The organism is Natrinema sp. DC36 (assembly GCF_020405225.1).
Lineage (GTDB): Archaea > Halobacteriota > Halobacteria > Halobacteriales > Natrialbaceae > Natrinema.
Genome location: NZ_CP084472.1, coordinates 3,287,188 through 3,310,017 on the forward strand (window position 1 = coordinate 3,287,188; position 22,830 = coordinate 3,310,017).

The following is a 22,830-nucleotide window of genomic DNA, read 5'->3' on the forward strand; positions in this document are numbered from 1 at the left end:
GCAGTTAGTCGGTATTCGTGCCAGTCGCAGTCGCGGGCTCGGCGGATAGCGGCTCGAGTGACGCCGAAAAGTGACGAAGCTCCGGGACCGCGGGGTTGGAAACGATCTCGAGTCCGGAGACGTCGTCGCGCTTCTCGAGGACGGCTTCGGCCGTCTCGACGACGTGATCGAAGTGCTCCCGGTGGTAGGTTCGGCGCGGGACCGCGAGCCGAACCAGTTCCGGCCGGTCGGTCTCGGGAAAGGCGAAGCTCCCGAGTTCGACCCCTCGAACCCCGCCTTCTCGATACAGTTCACAGACCAGCGCTTGCCCCGGAAACTCGTCGGCCGGGATTTCCGGAAACGTCGCTCCCGCGTCGATGTAGACCGCGTGTCCGCTGGTCGGAGTGTATACCGGAAGCCCGATCTCTTCGAGCATCGCGCCGAACTCGCGAACCTGTTCGACCCGGTCTTCGACGTACGATTCCTCGACGGCCTCGCGCAGGCCGACGGCCATCGCGGCGACGTCCCGCCCGGCCATCCCGCCGTACGTCGGGAACCCTTCGTAGAGGATCGCGCGCTGTTTGCACCGCTCGAAGAGAGCCTCGTCGTCGGTCGCGACGAAGCCGCCGACGTTCACCAGCCCGTCTTTCTTCCCGCTCATGACGAGCGCGTCGGCGTGTCCGAGTTGCTCGCGAGCCACCTCGGCTACCGTCGCGTCGGCGAACTCGTCCTCGCGCCGGGTCACGAAGTAGGCGTTCTCCGCGAACCGGCAGGCGTCGATCACGAACGTCGCATCGATCTCGTCGGCGAACGCCCGAACGCGACGGGTGTTCTCGACGCTGACCGGCTGGCCCGCCGCCGAGTTGTTCGTGATCGTCAGGATCACCAGCGGGACGCGCTCCGGACCGACCTCGTCGACGACCGCTCGCGCTCCCTCGAGCGAGAAGTTCCCCTTGAACGGCTCGTCCGTCTCCGGGTCGTGAGCGCCCGACACGGGACAGTCGACCGGATCGGCACCCTGGTTCGAGACGTGCGCTCGCGTCGTGTCGAAGTGGGTGTTGTTGAGCGCGATGTCGCCCTCGGAGAGGAGAGTGCCGTAGAGAACGTTCTCCGCGCCGCGGCCCTGGTGAGTCGGCACCACGCGCTCGAATCCCATCACGTCCGCGACCGCGGACTCGAGGCGATCGAAGCTCGCCGACCCGGCGTACGCTTCGTCGCCCCGGAGGAGCGCGGCCCACTGATCGTCGCTCATCGCGCCCGTCCCGCTGTCGGTCAGGAGATCGACGAAGACGTCGTCGGCGGAGAGATTGAACGCGTTGTACCCGGCTTCCTCGAGGGCCCGTGCTCGCTGTTCTCTCGAGGGGAGGCGGATCCGTTCGACTACTTTCGACTTGTAGGCGACCATAGTCGTTCGACACCGCCGCGCGTGTTCAGTCTAGTTGGAGTCTTGTGACCGTCGACGGCTCGAGACGGTCCCTTCCGGACGGATCGGCGCATCGATGGGCGGAATCGGTGGGACCATCGCTAGCGGGAACAATGAGGGTGGGGCGGCTGGACTCGCCCCTCCCCGCCGCCGACTCACTGATCGCTGATCTCGGCGTTGTCGAAGGCATCGTCAGTGAGCCGCGTCGGCGTCGGATCGGGGCCGACGAGTTCCAGGTCGTCGGTCCCATCGTCGCGGACGGTGAGCGTGCCCGACGAGGCGAAGGCGGTATCGGCCGAGTCGCCGTTCGCAGACGCGGTCGTTTCGACACCCTCGTCGGAGCCGGGCGCCCGAACGGGAGTCGAGTCGGTCGCGGTGAGCGCGCCGAGTTCGGCCGCCGTCGCGTCGACCACGGCGCCGTCGTCCCGCACGATCACGTCCGAGTCGCCGATGAATTCGAACTCGAGGTCCGCTCGCGTCGCGGATTCGTCGTCCCCATCGGTCTGAACTGTCACACCGTTATCGGCATCCTGAGCGTTCGAATCAACCGTTTCGACATCCTCGAGATCGGCGAACAGTTCGGTCGCCGTCGTGTCGACGACGTCGTCGGACTGCGTCTCGTGCTTCCCGCCGCTTTCGACGAGTTCGGCCGGTGTCTCCGCGCCACACGCCTCCAAGATTGCATCGGGATCGGGCTCGATTTCCTCGAAAACCTCCCTCGCCGTCGAATCGGTGCTCATGGTTCCCGCTCCACCGCTTCCCACCTTCGTTACGATGGCGTTACTCCTGTATTACCGACCGGATACCCTCGAACCAGTGACGTTCACGAGTGGCTACCGATCGGATTCGACGGGGATGCAAGGAAAACGACGGTGACCTCGAGAGGAGGGACCGAAAGCGTTCGAGCGAATTAGAACAGGTTCTGCGTCAGCTCGAGGGTCTCCTCGCGGTCCTCCCAGTCGACGAACAGGGCGACGCTGGTCGCGCTGGTGATGATGTCGTTGAGGTGGATTCGGGCCTCGGCGAGGGGGTTGACGATCTCGCTGATGATTCCCGGCTGATTCGGGAGTTCGCCGCCGGTCACTCGGATGACGGCGACCGGCGAGTCGACGGTGACGCTCGAGAGTTCGTCGCTGGCGATGACCTCCCGGTGGAGGATGTTCTCGGCGCGTTCGGCCTCCTCCTCGTCGATGTAGAAGGTGATCGTATCCATCCCGCTCGCGACGGCGTCGATGTTGACGTCGCTCTCATGCAGGGCGGCCGAGAGGCGATGGAAGACGCCGGGCTGGTTGCGGATCGCACGACCGGCGACGGTCAGGCAGGCCAGCGGTCGCTCGCGCAGGTCGACCAGGCTCCTAAACTCGCCTTCGATGCTCGTCCCGCCCGAGAGGAGGTCGCCGTGTTGGTAATGGACGACGCGCACGTCGAGGGTGCCATCCTTGTACGATAGCGCGGAGGGTGCGACGACCTCGGCCCCGCGGAACGAGAGGTTCCGGAGTTCGTCGACGGAAATCTCGCCCACGTTGCGAGCCCCTTCGACGACGTGGGGGTCGCCCGTCATGACGCCCTCGACGTCCGTGACGATCACGACCTCGTCGGCGTCCATGTACTTGCCCAGCATGACCGCCGAGGTGTCGCTACCGCCGCGACCGAGCGTCGTAATCGAGCCGTCCGGCCCCTCCGCGAGGAAGCCGGTCAGGACCGGCACCGTCTCGTCGAGTTGCGACGCGAGCTCGCGGCCGCGCCGCTGGGTCTCCTCGACGTTGACCTCGCCGTACTCGTCGGTGATGACCGGCCACTCGTCGCTTCCGGGCTCGAGGAAGACCGAATCGATTCCCCGGGCCGCCAGCGCGGCTTTGAGCATGCGAACCGACGTTCGCTCGCCCATACTGACGATCTGGGCGCGGTCGGCTTCGTCGGTTTCGAACGTGATCTCGTCGAGCAGGTCGTCGGTGGTCGACCCCATCGCGCTGGCGACGACGGCGATCTCGTGGCCGTCCTCGACGGCCGCAGCGATCGAGTCCGCGGCGCGGTTGATCCGATCACCGCTACCGAGACTCGTCCCGCCGAACTTCGCTACGACGCGCATACTGCCACCTCGGAGACCGACCGCTTTGCGATACTGTGACTCATACTCGATCCGTTACCAGAGCGGGCAGATAACTGTGTCCCATCGAACGCACTTTTACCGGTCCCCGAACGGGGGCTGATTCGACTCGAGGACGCGCGAAAATTGACAGTCGTCGAACCAGTCATACAAGGCGGTCGCGACCGGGATTTATTGTTGTGCGCCACATTACCACACGCCGATGAACATACGGGACGCACTCGAGGCGGACGCGGACGCGCTCGCGTCGATCGCGGACTCCCCCACGGACGTGATGCGGAATCTCGTCCACGACCGCACGGTGCGCGTCGCCGAGGACGGGAGTCACGATCCGAACGCCGACGTCTCGAGCTCGCAGTACGACGGCTCCGACCCGGAGGACCTGCTCGGCTTCATTAGTTTCGACGCGCGCGAAGACACCGTTCACGTCACGCAACTCGACGGCACGAGCGAGGCCTGCGAGCAGTTGCTGGCCGAACCGGTTCGCTTCGCCGAGCGCGAGTCGATGGCCGTCGAAGTGCTCGCCGCGCGGGACGCGACCCCCATCGAGACCGCCGCCGAAGCGCTCGGCTTCGAGCGACGCGGTCAGGGCCCGCAGTTCGACGGAGCCCCGACGGTACGGTTTCGACTCGAGCCCTGATCGACGGCGAACGAACTGCGCCGTGGCCCGCGCCTCGAGGGCTGATCGGTAGCCGTCGGTTTGGCGCGGATACCACTTGCTTCTGCCGAGTCACTCGTGCTGTATAGGGAAACCCCGTCTCACTCCAGACCAGCCAACCGGCGTACGGTGGCGCGCGCTGGGCCGCGGTGAATACCAATGAACCGCGGCACGAAATCGTGCGAGGTCGTCACGAGTGTAGCGAGTGACTGCTTGGAAGACACAAAGCGTCTTCCAGTGGATGAAAGAGCGAACGAAGTGAGCGAATGAATCGGTTGGGGAGGGAGTGGTGATTCCCTGTTGCCACGATAGCAGGACACTTCCTCTCACTCATTCCAAGTGGAACCCACTGCTCCATTCACACGACTTCTCGAACAGGTGATTCGAGAGAGCAGCGGAGAATCCGCCCGGAGAAAATGTACTGCACGTCCGAACTCGAGCCACTACTCGAGAAGGAGACAGTCACAGTCCCGAGAGCCAGTTGAGCGCGGCCAGAACCACGAAATTGGAGACGAAAAGCCCTACATCACCTCGAAGCTCGATATTTGGACCTCGAGAGGTGACGCGATACCGGAACTCTCAACTGAATTTTTGTACCGTCACGTCGAGCGTATCGAGATCGACGATCGGTGCGAAACCGGCGTCAGGGTCGATGTTGACGCTCTTCTGGAAGTCAGTCTGGGCCTGCCAGCAGCCGGAGTTGATCGCGAGCACGTTGTGGTACTTCCCGAAGCCGAGTTTGTGAACGTGACCGGTGTGGAAGATGTCGGGGACCTCCTCCATGATGAGGTAGTCCTTCTCCTCGGGCGCGAGTCTCGTGTGGCCGCCGAACTGCGGGGCGACGTGGCGCTTCTTGAGGAGGTGGTACATCGCCTTGTGCGGGTCGTCGTAGCTGGCCTTGTCCTCGGGCAGTTCCGCGATTACCTCGTCCAACGAGACACCGTGATACATGAGCACGGACACCCCCTCGAGGGTCACCGTCGACGGGTTGCTCACGATCTGTGGGTCGTGGGCGGACATGATCTCCCGGAGTTCCTCGTCGAACCCGGGCTGGGGCTCCGCGAGCCGGACCGCGTCGTGGTTGCCAGGGATCATGACGATCTCGATGTCCCCCGGCACCTTCTTGAGGTGCTCGCTGAACGCCTCGTACTGCTCGTAGATATCGACGATGTCGAGTTCCTCGTCCTGGTCGGGGTAGACGCCGACGCCTTCGACCATGTCGCCCGCGAGCAGCATGTACTCGACGTGCTGGGCCTCCTCGGTGTGAAGCCAGTCGGCGAAGGCGTTCCAGGCGTCGGCCATGAACTCCTGACTGCCGACGTGGACGTCGCTGATCAGCGCCGCCTGGACGTGGCGATCCGCGGTCGAGGGCTCGTACGTGCGGGGCACGTCCGGGAAGTACATCGAGTCGACGAACGCGATCCCCGAATCGTCCGCCAGCGTTCCCTCCATCGCTAACACCTCGTCGCAGAGTAGTTCGTCGACGAGATCGACGTACTCGCGATCCTTCATCACCAGCCACGGGAAGGTCCCGGTCGCGTCCTCGAGTTCGATCAGCCAGTGGCCGCTGGCGGTCGATCGGATGTCGTTGACCAGGCCGACCATCGCGGCGTCGCTCCCGCCCGGCATTCCCTGAATGGCCGTCGCCGGACGGTGGTTAACTCGACCTCGTAACTTCGATCCGAGCCGCTCGAGGCGGTCGCGGAAGACGGAGACGAAATCGCTGTACTCGCCGGTCCCCGTGCTCTCACCCGTCATATCCCCCGTGATCTTGAGCGAACGGATCGCGGGATCGGCGAGACGGTTCGCCGAAGCAGACCCCTCCGTTTCAACTGGAGATCGATCGGGCGAATTACCTCCCGATGCCCCTTCGGTTCCAGTTGAAACAGAGGGGGGCGAATCGGTGGACGAGGCATCGGTTCGAGTGGCGGTGCGTTCCGCCGGTTCGCCACCGGCGTTTTCGTCTCCCAACTCAGTGGAATCGCCAGTATCGGAGCCGTTGGTTCGAGGCGAACCGGTGGTGTCGGTTCGCGAGAGGACCGACTCAACGTGATCGGCACGGACGACGAGCGCATCGTCCGGGACATCCTCGAGGACGCGCTCGAGTGCGGCGTTCGGATCCTCGGCCGCCGCGAGCCGCGTCACCGCCTCGCGTTCGGCGTTGTACCCGCGGCTCGTGAGTTCGCTAACGAGTCGGGCGGCGGCCTCGAGTGGCACATACCCCGCATTCCCGAGGGACGGCAAAAGGATAGCGAATTCCCGATTCCTCGCGTCGGTTTTCGATCCGTGCGAAACGGGTCGGGGCCTGTTCCGCTCCCGTCAGCTCACGAACTCCGGCCGTTTCAGTCGGTTCCCGGAATCGGCAGCTCCCGAAGCCCAGAATCGGCAGCTCCCGACGTCTGCACGTGAAAACAGTCCGAAGCTTGCCGGAAAGTTGATACTGGGTTCGGAGAAACTGGTCGTCAATGGACGGTCCCGACGCCGACGACAGGAACCGCGATCGGCTCAGCCGTCGCGATCCGCCCTCGGGACCAGAGACGGGGCCGCCGTCCGACCCCGGTGACCGAGAGCGGACGGCCGGGTCGCGGTCTCGAGCGAAGCGCGACGACGCGGTCACGATCGAAGACGACGGCGTCCTCCGCTGGCTCCTCGAGACCGACGACCGCACGGGCACTGCGGTTCGGGACATCGCGACGATCGTCGCGATCATCGCGGTCGTCGGGGTTCTCCTGTTCGGAATTACCGGTACCTGGCCGCCGATGGTCGCCGTCGAGAGCGGCAGTATGGAGCCCGCCCTCGAACGCGGGGACCTCGTCTTCATCGCCGACGAGGAGCGATTCGCCGGCGATGGAGCCGTTGCGGGAACGGGAATCGTCACCGCTCAGAGCGCTCGAGAGACCGGATACGAACGATTTGGAAATCCGGGCGACGTTATCATCTTCGTTCCGAACGGCGATTCGACGCAGACGCCGACGATCCATCGCGCCCAGTTTCGGGTCGAACGAGGTGAGCGCTGGGTCGAGACGAAAGCCGATCCCGCATACATGAACGGCGCGACCTGCAACGATATCGCGTCGTGTCCGGCTCCACACGACGGGTTCGTCACGAAAGGCGACGCCAACGCGGCCTACGACCAGTTGCCACGATCGGGTGCGGAGACGACCGTCGTCAGCGCCGAGTGGGTCACCGGCAAAGCGATGGTTCGGGTTCCGTGGGTCGGAGGAATTCGACTGACGATCGATTCGATACGCTCGATCGTCGGCAGCGGCCCGATGGTCGTCGCCGGCGTTGGAACCGCGCTCGCACTCGTCTGGTACGGGGCGATCGCTAGAGAGCGTAATCCGTGAACCGCCTCGGCCCGCTCCGCCTGTAGATCGGATGGGGCCGCTGCGTCGATCAGGGGCCGACCAAGCGATGTGGAATACAGTGGTCGATATGAAATACGGTGTCACTGAATCGACGAGGCGACATCGGTGGCAGTCGATGAGGTAACGTCGATAGCAGTCGACGAGTAACGCGAACAGAAAGTTAATTTCCGGCCCCGGTGAAACGGGTGACGATGAGCGGCCCTAGCTCCGGAAAGCCACCTGGCGATTCCGGCGACGACGACCGTGATCGGTCGGCCTCGAGCGCCGACAGTTCCCAGACGCCATCACGGGAACCGTCACAGCCTACTGCCGATTCACAGCCTGCTGCCGATTCCGACGCCGTTACCATCGAGGACGACGGCTACGTCCGCTGGTTCCTCAAAACGAACGACGAGAACGTCGTGATCGCGCGAGATATCCTGAGCAGCGTCGCCGTCGTCGGGGTCGTCGCCCTCCTCCTGTTCGGAGTCAGCGGTATCTGGCCGCCGCTCGTCGCCGTCGAGAGCGGTAGTATGCAGCCGAACATGCACACGGGAGACCTCATCTTTGTCGTCGAGGAAGGGCGGTTCAGCGGCGACGCTGCCGTCGAGGGAACCGGCGTCGTTACCCGCCGGAGCGCCCAGGGAACCGGCTACGACAAGTTCGGTAACCCCGGAGACGTTATCGTCTTTCGGCCCAACGGCGATCCGTCCCAGACGCCGGTGATACATCGGGCACACTTCTGGGTCGACGACGACGAACACTGGGTCGAATCGAAAGCTAGCGAGGAAATCGTCGGCGACGCGACCTGCGAGGAAGTCCCCAACTGTCCCGCACCGCACGCCGGCTTCGTCACCAAGGGCGATCACAACGACGGCTACGACCAGATCGGCGGCGGTGCGAATTCCGGCATCGTCAAACCCGAGTGGATCACCGGCAAGGCGCAGTACCGGATCCCGTGGCTCGGATGGGTCCGACTCACGTTCGACAACCTCCTCGGTGGCATGCTCGTCCCCGCGTCGCCCTCGAGCCCGTCGCTGCACGGACAGCCGTCACCAACGATACCGACCGGCGGCCCCGACGCAGCCGGCTTCGGATCAGGAGGTGAACTCGCCGGCGTCGCCGGCATCGCCGGTGCCGGTGTCGCACTGGCTGCGGGCCGCTATCGGTCCTGAGCCCCAATCGCAAGCCGTTTCGAGCGGTCGTTCTCGAACGCAAGCGCTCTTTCTCGAACTCCCTCCACTGAGCTTTCAACGATCTCTCGAGTCGAAATGAGGGGGCGAAACACTGTCGACCCATTTCCTCCATCGCGAGCAGAGCGTGACGAGCGGGACGCTCGAACGGAGCCTGATGGCGGGCGGACCCGCTCGAGAACGAGTCGACGATCAGCCCACCACTGAAAACGGACGGTGTCGCCCTGATCGACTCGGCGTCCGGCGGTATCGCTTTCACTATGGATGGGAGCGCCACAGTGTCGAACGGAGCCGTCCGTCAGTTCCCTCAGTTCTCGAATCGGGCCTGAACGAACGGCTGAATGTCGTCGATATCGCTCAAACGGGAGTCGGAAAGCAACACGGCCTCCGTCTCTTCGAGTGGAACGGAGAGACTGATTTCCTTCGTCCGGCCGTACCGACCTTTCGAGACGACGACGGCGTTGACGATGCCGAGCATGTCGAGTTCGCTGATGAGGTCCGTCACCCGACGCTGGGTCAGGACGTCCGCGTCGATCTCCTCGCAGAGGCGCTTATAGATGTTGAACACCTCGCCCGTGTTGATGCTGTGAACGCCGTTTTTCTCGAGCAGGATGATCGAGAAGAGCACGAGCTTGCTCTGTGTGGGGAGCGTGCGGACGACCTCGACGACGCGATCGAGTTCGATCTTGTCCTGGGCCTGCCGGACGTGATCCTCCACGATCGTCTCGGCCTGCGATCGCTCGGCCAGCTCGCCGGCCGTTCGAAGCAAGTCGAGCGCGCGGCGCGCGTCGCCGTGTTCCTGTGCGGCGAAGGCCGCACACAGCGGGATGACGTCGTCGGAAAGCGCACCCCCCTGGAACGCGACGTCGGAACGGTGTTCCAGGATATCCCGTAGCTGATTCGCGTCGTACGGCGGGAAGACGATTTCCTCCTCGCCCAGCGATGATTTGACCCGCGGGTCGAGGAAATCGGTGAACTTCAGGTCGTTCGAGATGCCGATGATCGACACCCGCGAGTTCTCGAGTTCGGAGTTCATCCGCGAGAGGTTGTAGAGCGTGTCGTCGCCGCTTTTCTCGACCAGTTTGTCGATCTCGTCGAGCATGATGACGACGACCCGCTCGTCGTAGTCGACCGCGTCGAAGAAGACGCTGTAGACCCGGTCGGTCGGCCACCCGGTCATCGGAACCTCCTCGAAAGACTCCTTGTCCGCCTCGAGTTCGTCGATTTCGGCCTCGATCGCCTCGCGGTCCTCGAACGACGTCGACTCGAGGGGATGGTCCGATGGGTACGTCGACGAATCGCCAGCCGACGCGTCGCCGGTGCTGTTGCCGTCTGTCCGATCGGTATCGTCGCCGGCTCCCCGATCGGTGCTGTCGCCGTCCGTCAGACCAGTGCCGTCGGTGGGACTCGAGCGATCGGCGGGATCCGAAGACCCCTTCCCTTCGGGTGGAGAATCGCCCGACTCGGATCGACTATCGTCTCCAGCTGAATCGCCAGCAATCGATTCCGGCGGGTCGTCAGCGACGAAATCGAACGGATCGGACGCCGTCTGATCGGCTGCCAGATCGGTCGACTCGGCCGACTCGGCCGCCTCACGTTCGCGGGCCTCTAGATCGGCGTCGTACTCGTCGAGGGCCTCGAGCAGCGATTCGAGTTCTGCGACGCGCTCGTCGATCCGCTCTTCGTTCTTTTCGATGAACTTGTTCGCAAGCTGTGCGAGGACGCGATACTGCGTATCGGTGACCTCGCAGTTGATGTACTCGACGTCACACGGGACGCTGTACTTCTGCGAGGTGCTCTCGAGTTCCTTGCTGACGAATTTCGCGCTGGCGGTTTTGCCGGTCCCGGTCTTCCCGTAGATGAGTATGTTCGACGGCGTTTCGCCCCTGAGTGCGGCGACGAGGATCGTCGCCATCTTGTTGATCTGGTCGCTCCGGTGGGGCAGTTCGTGTGGGGTATAGGACGGACGGAGGACTTCCTTGTTCTCGAAAATCGGTTCGCCGCTGAGAAGATCGTCGAACAGCCCCTGATTCGACTCCTCGTCATCGAGGTCCGCCTTCTCGAGATTCGTCGAGAAACCGCTCGTTCCGTCGATCTCGACCTCGTCTGACCCGTCGATCTCTGAGTTGTCGTCTGACATTCGTCGTATACTAACCCCCTTATTTCGTGTGGAGTATCGAACCGGGAAGCAGGAATATCATCGTATTATGGCCTCCGTGGGAGGATTCACTGTTTCAGTTTCACGGTTCGGGTCCAGTTGATGCAAACGAAACAGAGGAAAACCACGCTAATAAATTCTTCCTTTCCCCTCGCCCCGTGCCGGGACATCGCCGGCGGTCGCAGACGATCGAGCCGCGAATCGTCCGGGGAGATCACTGACGTACCGGCTCCGTGGGTCCAGTAGATAGAGCGAACGGCTCGTCGAGAGTCCGAATCGCTAAGTTTTTATTTTGTTTGCGTATGCGTGAGATTTCCGCCTATTGGAGAAGTAATATCCGTCAGATCGAGTGATTTTGGAGACGAGTAATCGGTGAAAATTGTCTACTCGAAAAGAGGGGGGTTCGGGGGTGCAATCGGTTCCCTTCGAGATTTTCCGAGCAAGAGTGGAGAGTAACGTATTGGGAGAGGGTGAGAAAGAAAGTGGTGACTCTGAGAGGGGATATGTGTGAAATATGATTGGAATAGTGTGATACCGAGAAGATGGGGATTGCTGTGATATGTGGGTAGATACCATACACCGCACTGACCCGGCTGACCCCCCCACCCCTTTGTTTCGGGTGGAACAGCCAGAAGGAGGGGAGGGGGTGAAACGGAGTTGTATCCAAGCGAAGCTTTATGTGGATAGCACAGAAAAGGTATCCGTAGTACTAGCAGACAGTATCATATTACTAGGTTATCTGTTTATATTACTAGGGCTAACTAGACTTTTCCCTTAGAGCTGTACAGACTACTAGACTACGGTCTTCGTTACTAGAACCCTCTTGATTAGTCGATTCGACCGTCTCTACCCTCAACGATCCATCTCGAGTCGAAAAAGGGGGTTATTAGACCGGATACTCCAACCATCATCGAGCCGTAGCCTCGTTCGTCTCCACTCGAAACGAAGGGGTGGGGGGCTCGAATCGTTTGTTGTGGTGTGGTATCTCACCGCAATAGATTCACCAGTTTGGTCCGTCATCCCGAATCGGAATCGCAGATTTCGGATCACTACTCCTCTCGGTTCAGAAGCGATCGCGTCGTCCCTTCGGTAACTCGAACGATTCAACTCTATTCACGGCTCGAGTTTCCGTTTCATCTCGGATTCCGACACTCCCTTCGATCGAATTGTCAACACGTCTGACGTAGTCTTAAGTGAGTTCGCTCAGTAGTACGCGCAGATGCACCCCGCGGTGCTGGAGGCCCCCACAGATGGGACTATTCACAGAACTCAAAGATAGTATCTCTCGGGCTGCGGATCGCCTGTTTTCGGAACAGGAGCCCAAACGAATCGGTATCTACGGTCCGCCCAACGCCGGCAAAACGACGCTCGCAAACCGTATCGCGCGTGACTGGACCGGTGACGCAGTCGGTACGGAGAGTCACGTCCCTCACGAGACGCGTCGTGCACGCCGGAAGGAAAACGTCGAGATCGAACGGGACGGGAAGACGGTGACCATCGATATCGTCGACACGCCCGGCGTGACGACGAAGGTCGATTACGAGGAGTTCACCGACGAGATGAACGAGGAAGACGCCATTCGTCGCTCCCGCGAAGCGACGGAGGGTGTCGCCGAGGCGATGCACTGGCTCCGCGAGGACGTCGACGGCGTTATCTACGTCCTGGATAGTGCGGAGGATCCGATCACGCAGGTCAATACGATGCTGATCGGCATCGTCGAATCCCGTGATCTCCCGGTGCTCATCTTCGCGAACAAGACCGACCTCGAGGAATCGAGCGTCAAGCGGATCGAGGACGCCTTTCCGCAGCACACGACCGTTCCCCTCTCTGCGAAGGAAGGAGAGAACATGGACGAAGTGTACGGGAAGATCGCGGAGTACTTCGGGTGATATCGATGCCGAAAGCAACCAACGCAGACGATTCGGAGCCGGCCGACGGCGTACAGATCGACCTGATGAGCGGCGAGCGCATGGACGGCATGGCGACGATGGAGAAGATCAGAATGATCTTGGACGGCGTCCACGACGGCAACATCGTCATCCTCGAGGAAGGGTTGACGCCCGACGAGGAGAGCCGACTCATCGAGGTGACGATGGCCGAGATCAGTCCCGACGAGTTCAACGGGATCGAGATCGAGACCTATCCCAAGTCCGAGACCCGCGACTCGTCGTTGCTCGGCCGGATCATGGGCAGCGACGAGACGGAGGCGAAGCTGACGGTGATCGGACCGGCGAACCAGATCGAGACGCTCCACAAAGACGAAACGCTCATCAGCGCGCTCGTGTCCCGTAACTAATGCCACACCAGTGTACGAACTGCGGCCGGACGTTCGATGACGGCTCCAAGGAGATGCTGTCGGGCTGTCCCGATTGCGGTGGGAACAAGTTTCAGTTCGCACCGACTACCGCGGCCGCAGCTGAATCGTTCGACGGGGACGCCACCGCTGGATCGGCCGAGTCCGTCACCGGTGTCGAATCCGCCGGTGTCGCCGATTCGGCCGACGGTCCCGGCACGGCGGACTCGTCCACCGAATCCGACAGCGTCACGACGCGCGCCGCGGAGACGGTTCGCGATTGGATGCCCGGTGGCTCCTCGGACTCGTTGGACTCCGCGGAGTCGTCGCCGGGAGCGGACGCCGTTCCGGGCGTCCGCTCTTCACCCGATACTCCATCGGAATCTCTACCCGACAGTCCATCGGAGTCTCCATCCGGTGATTCGGATACATCCTCGAAGTCGGACAAATCCTGGCCCTCGAGCGGGCGACCCGACACCACCGAACCGGACGCCTCGGCGGAAGGAGAGTTCGCCGACTGGCCGGAGACGGCGCGGCGACCCGAGGATCGATCCGGCGCATCGAGCGAGCCGCCGGACGAGGAGTCCGTCGACGTCGAGGACTCGAGTGAGCGACCGGTCGGTCCAACCACGACGATCGCGGACGACGAGAACTCGGCGCAGGCAGACGCCCGTAGCGAGGTCGTTCGCTCGGACGATCTTCCCGCTCACTCCGACGGCTTTGATCCGGCCGAGACCGAGCGAGACACTGTTACAGGCGGTGCAGTTGATGCCCCGCCGACCGAACGTGACGACGTTCCGCCGGAACACGGCCGCGTCGTCAGCGAACCCAGCGGGGATCGTCCGTCGATCGAAGATCTCCGAGAAGAACTCAACGAACAGTTCGAGAGCATCAAGATCGTTCGCCCGGGCCAGTACGAACTCAACCTGATGGAACTCTACAATCGAGACGAGTACATCATCTCCCTGCAGGAGGACGGTCGGTACGTCATCGACGTCCCGGATTCGTGGCGCGAGGGCGACGACAGCGATGATTGAGTGAATCGAACGCCAACATCGCTGATCGATGTCGTCGAAAATCGTGCGTTCGGCAACGGACCCCCCTCGAAATAACACCGGATCGTTTCTACTGCAGAACCATTATATTCTCCGATAAAAGCTATTCTCTCGACAGATCTGTGTCCACTCGAACTGTTGGTCTCAAACGATACGATGACTTCCAGCTGATAGCTAATTCTCCGGACACCCCGCGAATTCGCAGCATTTTCTGTCGAGCCGTCGGCTCGACGAGAAACGATGGGTGTTCCACGAAAAGCAGGAGGTGTCGGCACGGTGGTGATCGGTCGCTGGACTCCCTCGAGCCAATTCGGGTTCGAAGCGACCGTCGGTAAAGAGAGCGTCCGAAGCGAGGGGGAGCGAGCCGAGACAGATGGATTTAAGCGAGACGGAACCGACGCCTCGAGTATGAGCACCGCAACCAAGGTCGTTCTCACGACGGTCGCCGCATCGGCACTGCTGTCGATCCTGCTCGTTTTCCAGACCGCATTCGCCTGATGTTCGAGGCGCGTTCACTCTCGGATCGGGTCGAGGCCGTCCGCGAGGAGTGCGCGCCTGACGTTCGGGTCCTCGACTGTGAGCGGGACTTCGAAACGCTGAATCCGGCCGTCGCAGAGGACCTCGGCCTGCTCGTCGACGCCCTCGAGCCCGCGAGATATCCGGCTGACTGGCTTCCTGACGATGCGCCGACGCTGCTCGCTCGATACGCGAGTTCGGATCTCACCATCGGGATGCCGGGCGACGGTAGCGTCGCCTGGACCCGTCAGACCGAGCCGCCGATCGTCATCGTCAAACCGCGGGTCGAGGGCTCACCCGACGCGTTTGTCGACTTTCTGATCGCAGAGGCGCTCGTCCAGGTCGATCTCGAGGTCCCCGAGCACTTCATCGGCTTCTTCGAGGAGTCGTATCGCGATCTCGATCAAGCCGTACCACTCGACCCGAACGACACCTATCAGGTCGCCGCGGCGCTGTCCGACGGCTGGGTCGGTCTGCAGACTCGCGAGGTCTTCGCGGACTGGCCCGACGAACATTCCGAACTCGCCGACGCCTGGCAGGACGCGGGAACGCGACTCGAGGACCGCGTTTCGGGGCTGTCGCGTGCGGTCGCCCGTGGTGATACCGACTTCGCGGACGCGACCGAACTCGCGTGTGCGGCGATCAAGCACGCGATCGAACTGCCGGCTCCCTTCGCCGCGCTGGACACTGACGCTTATCTGGATCACGGGCCGGCGTACGCGATCCAGTGGGCCGAGAAGACGTTCGACTCGCTCGAGGACTGATCGCTTTCGTCCGTCGTTTCGAGGATACTCCCGGGGAGGAGTCGGTGAAAACGGACGGCAGCGGTGAAAACGGACGACTCCGGAAAAAACGTCGGAGCGTGTTGTCGATCGCCCTTTAGAACTCGGCGTCGACGCTGCCGTCCTCATCGAGGTCGATGATGCCGTCGAACAGCCCGCGGAACTGATCGACGAGCGCCTCGTCGTGGGGATCCTCCGAGAGGTGGAAGAGGCCGACCGCGTCGTGCTCCGCGAGCAGTTCGAGGATCCGCTCGACCGCCTCGAGAGCCTGATCGTCGCCGGCGTAGTAGGCGAGTTCGGTGACGGAGTCGAAACTGATGCGGAGTTTGCCGTCGTGATCGTCGAGGAAGCCGTCGATGTGTTCGACGATGCCGTCGACGTCGTCGGGGGCGGCGACGTAGTGGACGGTGTCGCTCGAGCGCCGCGAGTAGCCGCGTTCGATGCTGAGCGTGTCGAGGATCTCGGCGCATTCCTCGTCGACGTCGTAGTACTCGAGTTTCTGTCTGACCTCGCGGGCGGTGGTTCGCGTGGAGACGACGAGGAAGTTGTCGGTGTCGGTTTTGAGGAAATCGGTGTCGATGCGATCCGTTTCGCCGGTACTCGGATGCAAGAGGAGTACCCCGGTCCCGCCCGGGATCGTCTCCGGTGTCCCGTCTATTTCGAGCGCATAATCCATATTGACGTGAACAACTTTCGGCACTCCCTTAAGATTGCGGATGTATCTTCCACGGCGGGGATACGTCCGAAAACGGCGGAAGGGTCTCGCAAACTGGCGAGGTGGGACAGAGCGACTCACCGAGCGTCGAACTCGAAATCCGGATGCCCACGGATTTCGGTCACTGACGACCCTTCGACCCTATAGTTTAGGTCTACCTAAAAAAACCTGTCGGTGATTCTCGTGCCGGTGAGAACGATGCCGGCGTTGTCGGGAGTCACTGCGAACCGAGCGTTACCTACGAAACAAACGGGCACTACGAAGTGACTACGAAGTGAGTTATAGCAGTCAGAACTGCAACCGGAGACTACCGGTGGCCATGCGAACGACAATGTAAACGACCAGTGGCCATGCGAACGAGTTTATTCGTGCGTCTCCCATCGGCCGCATATGAGCGTCCGCGAGGAGTTCGACGAGTGGGCAACGAGCGGTCGAGACAGGGGGATGGAGGATCGCCACTGGCACACCGCGAAGCACGCCCTCGCACGAATGCCCGTGGAGTCAGGCGAGACGATTCTCGATCTCGGCTGTGGAAGCGGGTACGCCGGCCGAGCGCTCCGAGACACCAAAGACGCCGGTCGGGTCTACGGCCTCGACGGCGCACCGGAGATGGCCCGCAACGCGGCCGGTTATACGGACGACGAGGACGTCGGCTACGTCGTCGGGGACTTCGACGCGCTCCCCTTCGCCGACGACTCGATCGACCACGTCTGGAGTATGGAGGCGTTCTACTACGCGGCGGACCCGCACCACACCCTCGAGGAAATCGCGCGCGTCCTCCGACCCGGTGGCACCGTCTACTGTGCCGTCAACTACTACGAGGAGAACGTCCACTCCCACGAGTGGCAGGAGTTCATCGCCATCGAGATGACGCGCTGGGATCGCGAGCAGTACCGCGAGGCGTTTCGCGATGCGGGACTGTACATCGCCGAACAGGACACGATTCCCGACCGCGAGATCACGATCCCCGACGAGAGCGAGTTTCCGCTCGAGGACTGGGACACTCGTGAGGACATGGTCGAGCGCTACCGCGAGTTCGGGACGCTGCTGACCGTCGGCGTCGCTCCCTGAACGCCGGATATAGTAGCCACTGAAACGAATTACGCACTGATCACGACGCTGTCGTGTGATCAGATGTGCATTGACTTTCAGTGGCTACTATAGGAATATCCGACGCGGGGTAACTGTCCGACGCGGATCCTCTCCCTTCTCTTCTTCCCCATCCGTTCGTCGGATCCGTCCCGCATCGGCGGCTGAACCCCCTGATTTCCACTCGAGATTCCCATTCTTCCGCGACAGCCCCCAATACGCCCGGTGGCTCGAGTCGAAACGTACCCGTAGTGGGGTTGAAAGTCGTATTGACTGCTATATCGACTCCTCGAGAGCTACCGAATTCGACCCTGTCCGTGACTACCGGGCCGAGAGATCGGGTGGGAGAGACCGCGACGACGCGCGAGCTACTCGTCCCGCTCGCCCGCCGGAATCGCGACTTCGAGCCAGTTCTCCTCGGGCGGAAGCGGGCAGTCGAACGTTTCGCTGTAGGCGCAAAACGGCGAGTACGCGAGGTTGAAGTCCACGACGATCTCGTCGCCGGTCGTCAGGTCCCGTTCCGACTCGAGTTCCATGTACCGACCGCCGTCGTAGGTCTGCTGGCCGGTCGTCTTGTCCCGGAACGGGACGAACAGGGGCTCCTCGTTCGGACTCTCCTGCTGGTATGCCGCGAGTTCGAACGTGCCGTCTTCCAGGTCGTCGTCCTCGCGGTCGAGTTCGAACTCCAGGGTCACGGTTCGGTGGTAGCGCATCTCGCGGCCCGCGGTGGTGTCCATCAACACGACCTCGGGGTCGTCGTGGACCGTCGCGGTCGCGCTCACGCGGTAGATCGGGTCCGGATCGAAGTAGTCGAGCCCGTCGAACTCGTCCCGTTCCTCCGGCGGAATCGGCGACTGGGGGTGGTCGGCGAAGAACTCGTCTTTCTCGGCGCGTTTCGACTCGAGTTCGTCGCGCCAGCGGTCGACGTCGATGGAATCGGTGTCGCTCATGTCCGATCTAGGTGGTCGGGACTGGAAGGCGTTACGTTCCGCTCGGCCGTCCGCTTTTATTCACCTGACATTCATATACCATCGCGCGGCCAATCCACTCCGTCAACGCTATGGACGACCGACGATGAGTACGGCAAGAATGACGAACTGGCGGACGGTGTTCGGCCACCCCCAACCCTACGAGCCCCAGGTCGACGGTATCGAGACGGCCATCGAGACCGGGCGGGATGGCGGCTATTCCGTCATCGAAGGGGCCTGTGGGACCGGGAAGACGATGATCGCGCTCACGGCGGGGATCGACCTCGTTCGCGACCCGGACACCGACTACGAACGGGTGCTCGTGCTTACGAGCGTCAAACAGCAACTGCGGCAGTTCGAGGACGACCTCGAGACGATCAACGAGAACCTGCCGGCCGACTGGGACCCGATTTCAGGGCTCACGCTGGTCGGGAAGGCCGATGTCTGTCCGTACAACCGCGAGAGAGCGGCGGGGTTCGACGACGGCAACGTCTACGACCGGTGTGAGACCTTGCGGGACCGCACCCGCGACCTCACCGGCGAGGGCGGCGAGACGACCGCAGGGAACTTGGCGGCCCGCGCCCGAAGCCAACAGATCGGTCTCGCCGACAGCGGGACCCAGTCGAAAAACACGTTCCTCGAGACCGCGGGCGAGCCGACGTCGTACCCGCCGGCGCTCCCCGAGTACGGCGATGGCGGGCCCGTCGGGGCCGAAACCGAGTACTGCCCGTTCTACGCGCAGTACCTCGAGGATCTGCCGGACGACGAGGAGAACGGATCGGCCGCGGAGGCGGTTCCGTACGACTTCACCGACGCCGGGATGGTCACCCCGGAGGAGCTGGTCGCCCGCTCGGTGACACACGGCACCTGTCCCCACTCCGTGATGGGGGCCGCCCTCGGCGAGGTCGAGGTCGTGATCGGCAACTACTACCACGCGTTCGACCCCCGAACCGTCGGCTCATTTACGGGCGCGTTACTCGACGAGTCGACGTACGTCGTCTGCGACGAGGCCCACATGCTGGAACCGCGCGTCCGCGATCTGGTCAGCGAGGGCGTCGCCGACAGCACGCTCCGGGACGCCGAAACCGAACTCTCGCGAGTCATCCAACCGATCAAGTTCGAGCGCGAAGGGAGGCAGGCCGAGGGCGGCTCCAAGACCGCCGACGCGGACCTCGTTCGCGCGGAACTCAACGACAGCGACGTCTCTTACGAGGAACTCAATCGGACACTCGAGTTCGTCCGGGATCTCCGCGAGGAACTCGACCGCCGGGTTACCGCCCATCTCGATCGGAACCACCGGGGCTGGCAGTCGGATCTGAACGATCTTCCCGACGAGGAGATTCCCCTCCGCGATCCGGCCGTGCCGGCCGATGACGAACTCAGCGAGTGGGCGGCGGACGCGGGGTACGGCGACGCCGACTGGGTCCGCGCCGAGTCCGTCGGTGCGGTCGTCGCGCGGATCCTCAACGAGGCCGAGGACGAGGACCGAACCCGTGCCGCACCCGCCGTCGGTCGGGTCCTCGGCGAGTGGTATCGACGGGGCCACACCGATTACTTCCGGGAGATCGAACTCGAGCGAACCTGGGACGATACCGAGCCTGCGGACTCGTGGCGGCGAGCCTACAACGCCCGACTGGCCCTGCACAACTGCGTCCCCAGCGACGCCATCGGCGACCGTCTCGCCATGTTCGGTGGCGGAATTCTAATGAGCGCGACCCTCGAACCGATGGACGCCTTCACCGAGGTAACGGGACTCCAGTACCTCGCGCGCGAGGAAGATCGACCGGTCGTCGAGCGGCGGTACGGACTCCACTTCCCCGCCGAGAACCGCGAGAGCTTCGCGGTCGCCGCACCGAAATACACATACGATAACCGCGGCAGTCCGGGAGAAAACAATCCGACGCGGCGATCCTACGCCGACGCGATCGCGAAGGTCGCGCAGCTCTCCGGCAACGTCCTCGTCGGGATGCCCAGTTACGCCGAGGCCGAGTGGGCCGCCGGCACCCTTGAGGATCGGGTCGAAAAGCCGATCCTGCTCGACGCCGCGAGCGACGACGAGACCACGCAGTCGCTCAAAGACGAGTTCTTCGCGGGCGACGGGAAGGTGCTCGTCACGAGCCTGCGGGGGACGCTGACCGAGGGCGTCGACTACAGCGGTGACCGCCTCGCCGCGGCGGTCGTCTGCGGCGTTCCGATCGTCAACACCTCGAGCCCGCGAACGAAGGCCGTCCGCCGGGCCTACGACGATGAGTTCGGCGACGGCTTCACCTACGCGCTGACGATTCCCGCAGTTCGAAAGGCCAGACAGGCCATCGGCCGCGTCATCCGCAGTCCCGATGACGTCGGCGTTCGCGTCCTGCTCGACGAGCGCTACGCCCGCGATAGCTGGGACTCGGTTCGGCCCTATTTGCCCGATACCGACGAATTCCAGCCCGTCAGCCCCGACATGCTCGATGTCGGCCTCGAGCGATTTCGGTCGCGGCTCGCATCGCAGTAGCGAGCGATCGAGTCGATCGGCCGTCAGTAGGGGCCTCGAGGAAATTCGCAGCGAATCGGGGCCTTCAAGCGCCAGCGTCAGAGAAGTGCGACCGTCAACTGTGACCGGACTGCTTCCGCTCGAGACTGGCATCGCCCCGCTGGCTGCCGACTCGAGTTCGCTTACAGTGACGCCCGAGATGGTGGTCGTCTTCGGGATCATCGGTCTCGCGCTCGTGTTGTTCGTCACTGAACTGCTCCCGGTCGACGTGACCGCCATCCTGATTATGGTGTTGCTGATGGTGCTGGGAGCCGACGGCGTCGTGAACTTCACCGAAATATCGACGGAAGAGGGGACGTCGGGCTTTTCGAACTCGGCGACGATCACCGTTCTGGCGATGCTCATTCTCAGTTCGGGGATCAGTCAGACGGGGGTCGTCCAGATACTCGGGCGGAAGATGTCCGCGTTCGCGGGCGACGACCTCAATAAACAACTGCTCGCGACGATCGGCGTCAGCGGCCCGATCTCCGGCTTCATTAACAACACGCCGGTCGTCGCCATCCTCGTTCCCGTCATCTCCGACATCGCTCACAAGGGAAAGACGTCGCCCTCGAAGCTCCTGATTCCGCTGTCGTACGCATCGATGTTCGGCGGGATGCTCACGCTCATCGGTACCTCGACGAACATCCTCGCGAGCGACGTTTCCGAACGGCTGCTCGGACAGCCGTTCTCGATGTTCGAGTTCACCAAACTCGGGATTATCGTCCTGCTCGTCGGTAGCATCTATCTCCTCACCGTCGGCCACCGACTGTTGCCCGAGCGCGTCCCCGTCGAGGAGGACTACGTCCAGGAATACGCCATCGAGGAATACCTGACCGAAGTCGTCGTCGACGAGGAGTCGCCCCTGATCGGCACGACCGTCGCCGACGCCATCGACCACGTCGAGTTCGACGCGGACATCCTGCAGGTCGTCCGCGACGACGAGGAGTTTATCGAACCGATCGGTCAGAAGACGCTCCGTCCGGGCGATCTACTCCGGCTACGGGCCGACCGACCGACCGTTCAGCAACTCGTCGATCGGGGGACGCTGACGCTCGCCGGCAGCCCCGAGACCGCCGACGACTTAGAGCCCGAGACGGTCCCCGACCGGACCCTCGTCGAGATCGTCGTTCCGCGGGGCTCGTTCCTCGTCGGCGAATCGCTCGAGAGCTCGACGTTTCGCCAACGCTACGACGCGACCGTGTTGGCCTTCCGCAGCCGGGGCGAGACGGTGCGGAGCGACATGGACGAGCGCCGGATCCGCGTGGGCGACACGCTATTGGTTCAGGCGGCCCCGGACAGCATCGATCGACTGTCACAGAACGACGACTTCATCGTCGCACACGAACCCGAGGAACCCGATTACCGGACCGAGAAGATTCCCCACGCGGCGGCGATTATGGCGGGCGTCGTCGGCTTCGTCGCCATGCCGTGGGAGTCAGTCGGTACTTCCCTCGCTGGCGCGACCGGTGTCGGCGCGTTCGAGGGGCTCGCCGCCTTTTCCTTGCCGATCCTCGTAACCGCGCTCGCGGGGGTCGTCGCGATGGTCGCGACGGGAGTCCTCAAACCGACCGAGATCTACGACGCCGTCGAGTGGGACGTGATCTTCCTGCTGGCCGGGATCATCCCGCTCGGGATCGCTCTGGAGCAGACCGGCGGGGCGGATCTTCTGGGCACCCTCGTCGCCTCGACCGGTGCCTACCTCCCGGCCATCGGCGTGTTGTGGGTGTTCTATCTCGCGACGGGGCTCATCACGGGCGTTATCTCCAACAACGCGAGCGTCGTGTTGATGCTCCCGGTGGCCGTCGAGACCGCGACCCAGATCGGCGCGAACCCGTTCGCGTTCGTGCTCGCGGTGACGTTTGCGGCCTCGACCGCGTTCCTCACGCCCGTCGGGTACCAGACGAACCTCTTCGTCTACGGGCCGGGCGGCTACAAGTTCATGGACTTCGTCCGGGTCGGCGCACCGCTTCAGTTGTTACTCTCCGTCGTGACCGTCTTCGGAATTGCGTTCTTCTGGGGCCTTACGTAG

The 22,830-nt window shown here is 63.0% G+C and carries 18 protein-coding genes; 11 read left to right on the top strand and 7 right to left on the bottom strand.

Going from position 1 to position 22,830, the window contains the following annotated elements; genetic code table 11:
* Positions 1–4: 4 nt before the first annotated feature.
* From LDH74_RS16870 to LDH74_RS16880, 3 genes are all read right to left on the bottom strand, one after another.
* Positions 5–1,384, bottom strand: coding sequence for a tryptophanase (locus tag LDH74_RS16870; RefSeq protein ID WP_226039857.1), 1,380 nt, complete (start codon positions 1,382–1,384; stop codon positions 5–7).
* Positions 1,385–1,557: 173 nt separating this feature from the next.
* The gene (locus tag LDH74_RS16875) at positions 1,558–2,142 is read right to left on the bottom strand and encodes a hypothetical protein (RefSeq protein ID WP_226039858.1); all 585 of its coding nucleotides are present in this window, start codon (positions 2,140–2,142) and stop codon (positions 1,558–1,560) included.
* Between the two features lie 170 nt (positions 2,143–2,312).
* A complete protein-coding gene (locus LDH74_RS16880; protein WP_226039859.1) occupies positions 2,313–3,491 on the bottom strand; it encodes an aspartate kinase in 1,179 nt (392 codons plus the stop codon).
* Positions 3,492–3,711: 220 nt separating this feature from the next.
* Here LDH74_RS16880 and LDH74_RS16885 point away from each other — a divergent pair, with 220 nt between their 5' ends.
* Complete coding sequence (locus LDH74_RS16885; RefSeq protein WP_226039860.1) at positions 3,712–4,149, top strand: hypothetical protein; 438 nt, start codon at positions 3,712–3,714, stop codon at positions 4,147–4,149.
* Positions 4,150–4,746: 597 nt separating this feature from the next.
* On the opposite strand, the gene LDH74_RS16890 is transcribed toward LDH74_RS16885, so the two are convergent.
* Positions 4,747–6,384, bottom strand: a complete 1,638-nt coding sequence (locus LDH74_RS16890) for a DNA-directed DNA polymerase II small subunit (protein WP_226039861.1) — start codon at positions 6,382–6,384, stop codon at positions 4,747–4,749.
* A 248-nt stretch (positions 6,385–6,632) separates the two neighbouring features.
* Here LDH74_RS16890 and LDH74_RS16895 point away from each other — a divergent pair, with 248 nt between their 5' ends.
* Both LDH74_RS16895 and LDH74_RS16900 read left to right on the top strand, forming a co-directional pair.
* Positions 6,633–7,514, top strand: a complete 882-nt coding sequence (locus tag LDH74_RS16895) for a S26 family signal peptidase (protein WP_226039862.1) — start codon at positions 6,633–6,635, stop codon at positions 7,512–7,514.
* A gap of 212 nt (positions 7,515–7,726) precedes the next feature.
* On the top strand, positions 7,727–8,689 hold the full coding sequence (locus LDH74_RS16900) for a S26 family signal peptidase (RefSeq protein WP_226039863.1): 963 nt from the start codon (positions 7,727–7,729) through the stop codon (positions 8,687–8,689).
* A gap of 325 nt (positions 8,690–9,014) precedes the next feature.
* On the opposite strand, the gene LDH74_RS16905 is transcribed toward LDH74_RS16900, so the two are convergent.
* Positions 9,015–10,847, bottom strand: coding sequence for an AAA family ATPase (locus LDH74_RS16905; protein ID WP_226039864.1), 1,833 nt, complete (start codon positions 10,845–10,847; stop codon positions 9,015–9,017).
* Between the two features lie 1,268 nt (positions 10,848–12,115).
* On the opposite strand from LDH74_RS16905, the gene LDH74_RS16910 reads away from it, so the two are divergent.
* The 5 genes from LDH74_RS16910 (at position 12,116) to LDH74_RS16930 (ending at position 15,493) form a co-directional block, all read left to right on the top strand.
* Positions 12,116–12,754 (top strand): Era-like GTP-binding protein, encoded by a 639-nt coding sequence (locus LDH74_RS16910; protein ID WP_226039865.1) that lies wholly within the window; start codon positions 12,116–12,118, stop codon positions 12,752–12,754.
* Positions 12,755–12,759: 5 nt separating this feature from the next.
* Positions 12,760–13,161 carry a DUF2073 domain-containing protein gene (locus tag LDH74_RS16915; protein ID WP_226039866.1) on the top strand — a complete coding sequence of 134 codons (402 nt, stop codon included), beginning with the start codon at positions 12,760–12,762 and terminating at the stop codon, positions 13,159–13,161.
* Entirely contained in the window at positions 13,161–14,195 is a 1,035-nt protein-coding gene (locus LDH74_RS16920; RefSeq protein ID WP_226039867.1) for a Zn-ribbon containing protein, read from the top strand. The genes LDH74_RS16915 and LDH74_RS16920 overlap by 1 nt, the downstream gene beginning before the upstream one ends.
* Positions 14,196–14,453: 258 nt before the next feature.
* Positions 14,454–14,711 carry a hypothetical protein gene (locus LDH74_RS16925; RefSeq protein ID WP_226039868.1) on the top strand — a complete coding sequence of 86 codons (258 nt, stop codon included), beginning with the start codon at positions 14,454–14,456 and terminating at the stop codon, positions 14,709–14,711.
* Positions 14,711–15,493, top strand: coding sequence for a hypothetical protein (locus LDH74_RS16930; RefSeq protein ID WP_226039869.1), 783 nt, complete (start codon positions 14,711–14,713; stop codon positions 15,491–15,493). Before LDH74_RS16925 ends, LDH74_RS16930 begins: the two co-directional genes overlap by 1 nt.
* Positions 15,494–15,608: 115 nt before the next feature.
* Here LDH74_RS16930 and LDH74_RS16935 read toward each other — a convergent pair whose 3' ends face one another.
* On the bottom strand, positions 15,609–16,187 hold the full coding sequence (locus LDH74_RS16935) for a hypothetical protein (protein WP_226039870.1): 579 nt from the start codon (positions 16,185–16,187) through the stop codon (positions 15,609–15,611).
* A gap of 429 nt (positions 16,188–16,616) precedes the next feature.
* On the opposite strand from LDH74_RS16935, the gene LDH74_RS16940 reads away from it, so the two are divergent.
* On the top strand, positions 16,617–17,297 hold the full coding sequence (locus LDH74_RS16940; protein ID WP_226039871.1) for a class I SAM-dependent methyltransferase: 681 nt from the start codon (positions 16,617–16,619) through the stop codon (positions 17,295–17,297).
* Positions 17,298–17,683: 386 nt separating this feature from the next.
* Here the strand turns inward: LDH74_RS16940 and LDH74_RS16945 are convergent, their stop codons facing one another.
* The gene (locus tag LDH74_RS16945) at positions 17,684–18,265 is read right to left on the bottom strand and encodes a DUF1684 domain-containing protein (RefSeq protein WP_226039872.1); all 582 of its coding nucleotides are present in this window, start codon (positions 18,263–18,265) and stop codon (positions 17,684–17,686) included.
* 139 nt (positions 18,266–18,404) lie between these two features.
* Between LDH74_RS16945 and LDH74_RS16950 the strand changes: the two genes are divergently transcribed.
* Both LDH74_RS16950 and LDH74_RS16955 read left to right on the top strand, forming a co-directional pair.
* Complete coding sequence (locus LDH74_RS16950; protein WP_226042549.1) at positions 18,405–20,780, top strand: ATP-dependent DNA helicase; 2,376 nt, start codon at positions 18,405–18,407, stop codon at positions 20,778–20,780.
* A gap of 178 nt (positions 20,781–20,958) precedes the next feature.
* Positions 20,959–22,830, top strand: a complete 1,872-nt coding sequence (locus LDH74_RS16955; RefSeq protein WP_226042550.1) for an SLC13 family permease — start codon at positions 20,959–20,961, stop codon at positions 22,828–22,830.

Excerpts from the sequence above, each read along its gene's own strand:
- LDH74_RS16900 (WP_226039863.1), top strand. The coding sequence starts at position 7,727 with ATGAGCGGCCCTAGCTCCGGAAAGCCACCTGGCGATTCCGGCGACGAC.
- LDH74_RS16950 (WP_226042549.1), top strand. The coding sequence starts at position 18,405 with ATGACGAACTGGCGGACGGTGTTCGGCCACCCCCAACCCTACGAGCCC.
- LDH74_RS16895 (WP_226039862.1), top strand. The coding sequence starts at position 6,633 with ATGGACGGTCCCGACGCCGACGACAGGAACCGCGATCGGCTCAGCCGT.
- LDH74_RS16910 (WP_226039865.1), top strand. The coding sequence starts at position 12,116 with ATGGGACTATTCACAGAACTCAAAGATAGTATCTCTCGGGCTGCGGAT.
- LDH74_RS16920 (WP_226039867.1), top strand. The coding sequence starts at position 13,161 with ATGCCACACCAGTGTACGAACTGCGGCCGGACGTTCGATGACGGCTCC.
- LDH74_RS16880 (WP_226039859.1), bottom strand. The coding sequence starts at position 3,491 with ATGCGCGTCGTAGCGAAGTTCGGCGGGACGAGTCTCGGTAGCGGTGAT.
- LDH74_RS16955 (WP_226042550.1), top strand. The coding sequence starts at position 20,959 with ATGGTGGTCGTCTTCGGGATCATCGGTCTCGCGCTCGTGTTGTTCGTC.
- LDH74_RS16885 (WP_226039860.1), top strand. The coding sequence starts at position 3,712 with ATGAACATACGGGACGCACTCGAGGCGGACGCGGACGCGCTCGCGTCG.
- LDH74_RS16915 (WP_226039866.1), top strand. The coding sequence starts at position 12,760 with ATGCCGAAAGCAACCAACGCAGACGATTCGGAGCCGGCCGACGGCGTA.
- LDH74_RS16935 (WP_226039870.1), bottom strand. The coding sequence starts at position 16,187 with ATGGATTATGCGCTCGAAATAGACGGGACACCGGAGACGATCCCGGGC.
- LDH74_RS16945 (WP_226039872.1), bottom strand. The coding sequence starts at position 18,265 with ATGAGCGACACCGATTCCATCGACGTCGACCGCTGGCGCGACGAACTC.
- LDH74_RS16940 (WP_226039871.1), top strand. The coding sequence starts at position 16,617 with ATGAGCGTCCGCGAGGAGTTCGACGAGTGGGCAACGAGCGGTCGAGAC.
- LDH74_RS16930 (WP_226039869.1), top strand. The coding sequence starts at position 14,711 with ATGTTCGAGGCGCGTTCACTCTCGGATCGGGTCGAGGCCGTCCGCGAG.
- LDH74_RS16875 (WP_226039858.1), bottom strand. The coding sequence starts at position 2,142 with ATGAGCACCGATTCGACGGCGAGGGAGGTTTTCGAGGAAATCGAGCCC.
- LDH74_RS16925 (WP_226039868.1), top strand. The coding sequence starts at position 14,454 with ATGGGTGTTCCACGAAAAGCAGGAGGTGTCGGCACGGTGGTGATCGGT.
- LDH74_RS16905 (WP_226039864.1), bottom strand. The coding sequence starts at position 10,847 with ATGTCAGACGACAACTCAGAGATCGACGGGTCAGACGAGGTCGAGATC.
- LDH74_RS16870 (WP_226039857.1), bottom strand. The coding sequence starts at position 1,384 with ATGGTCGCCTACAAGTCGAAAGTAGTCGAACGGATCCGCCTCCCCTCG.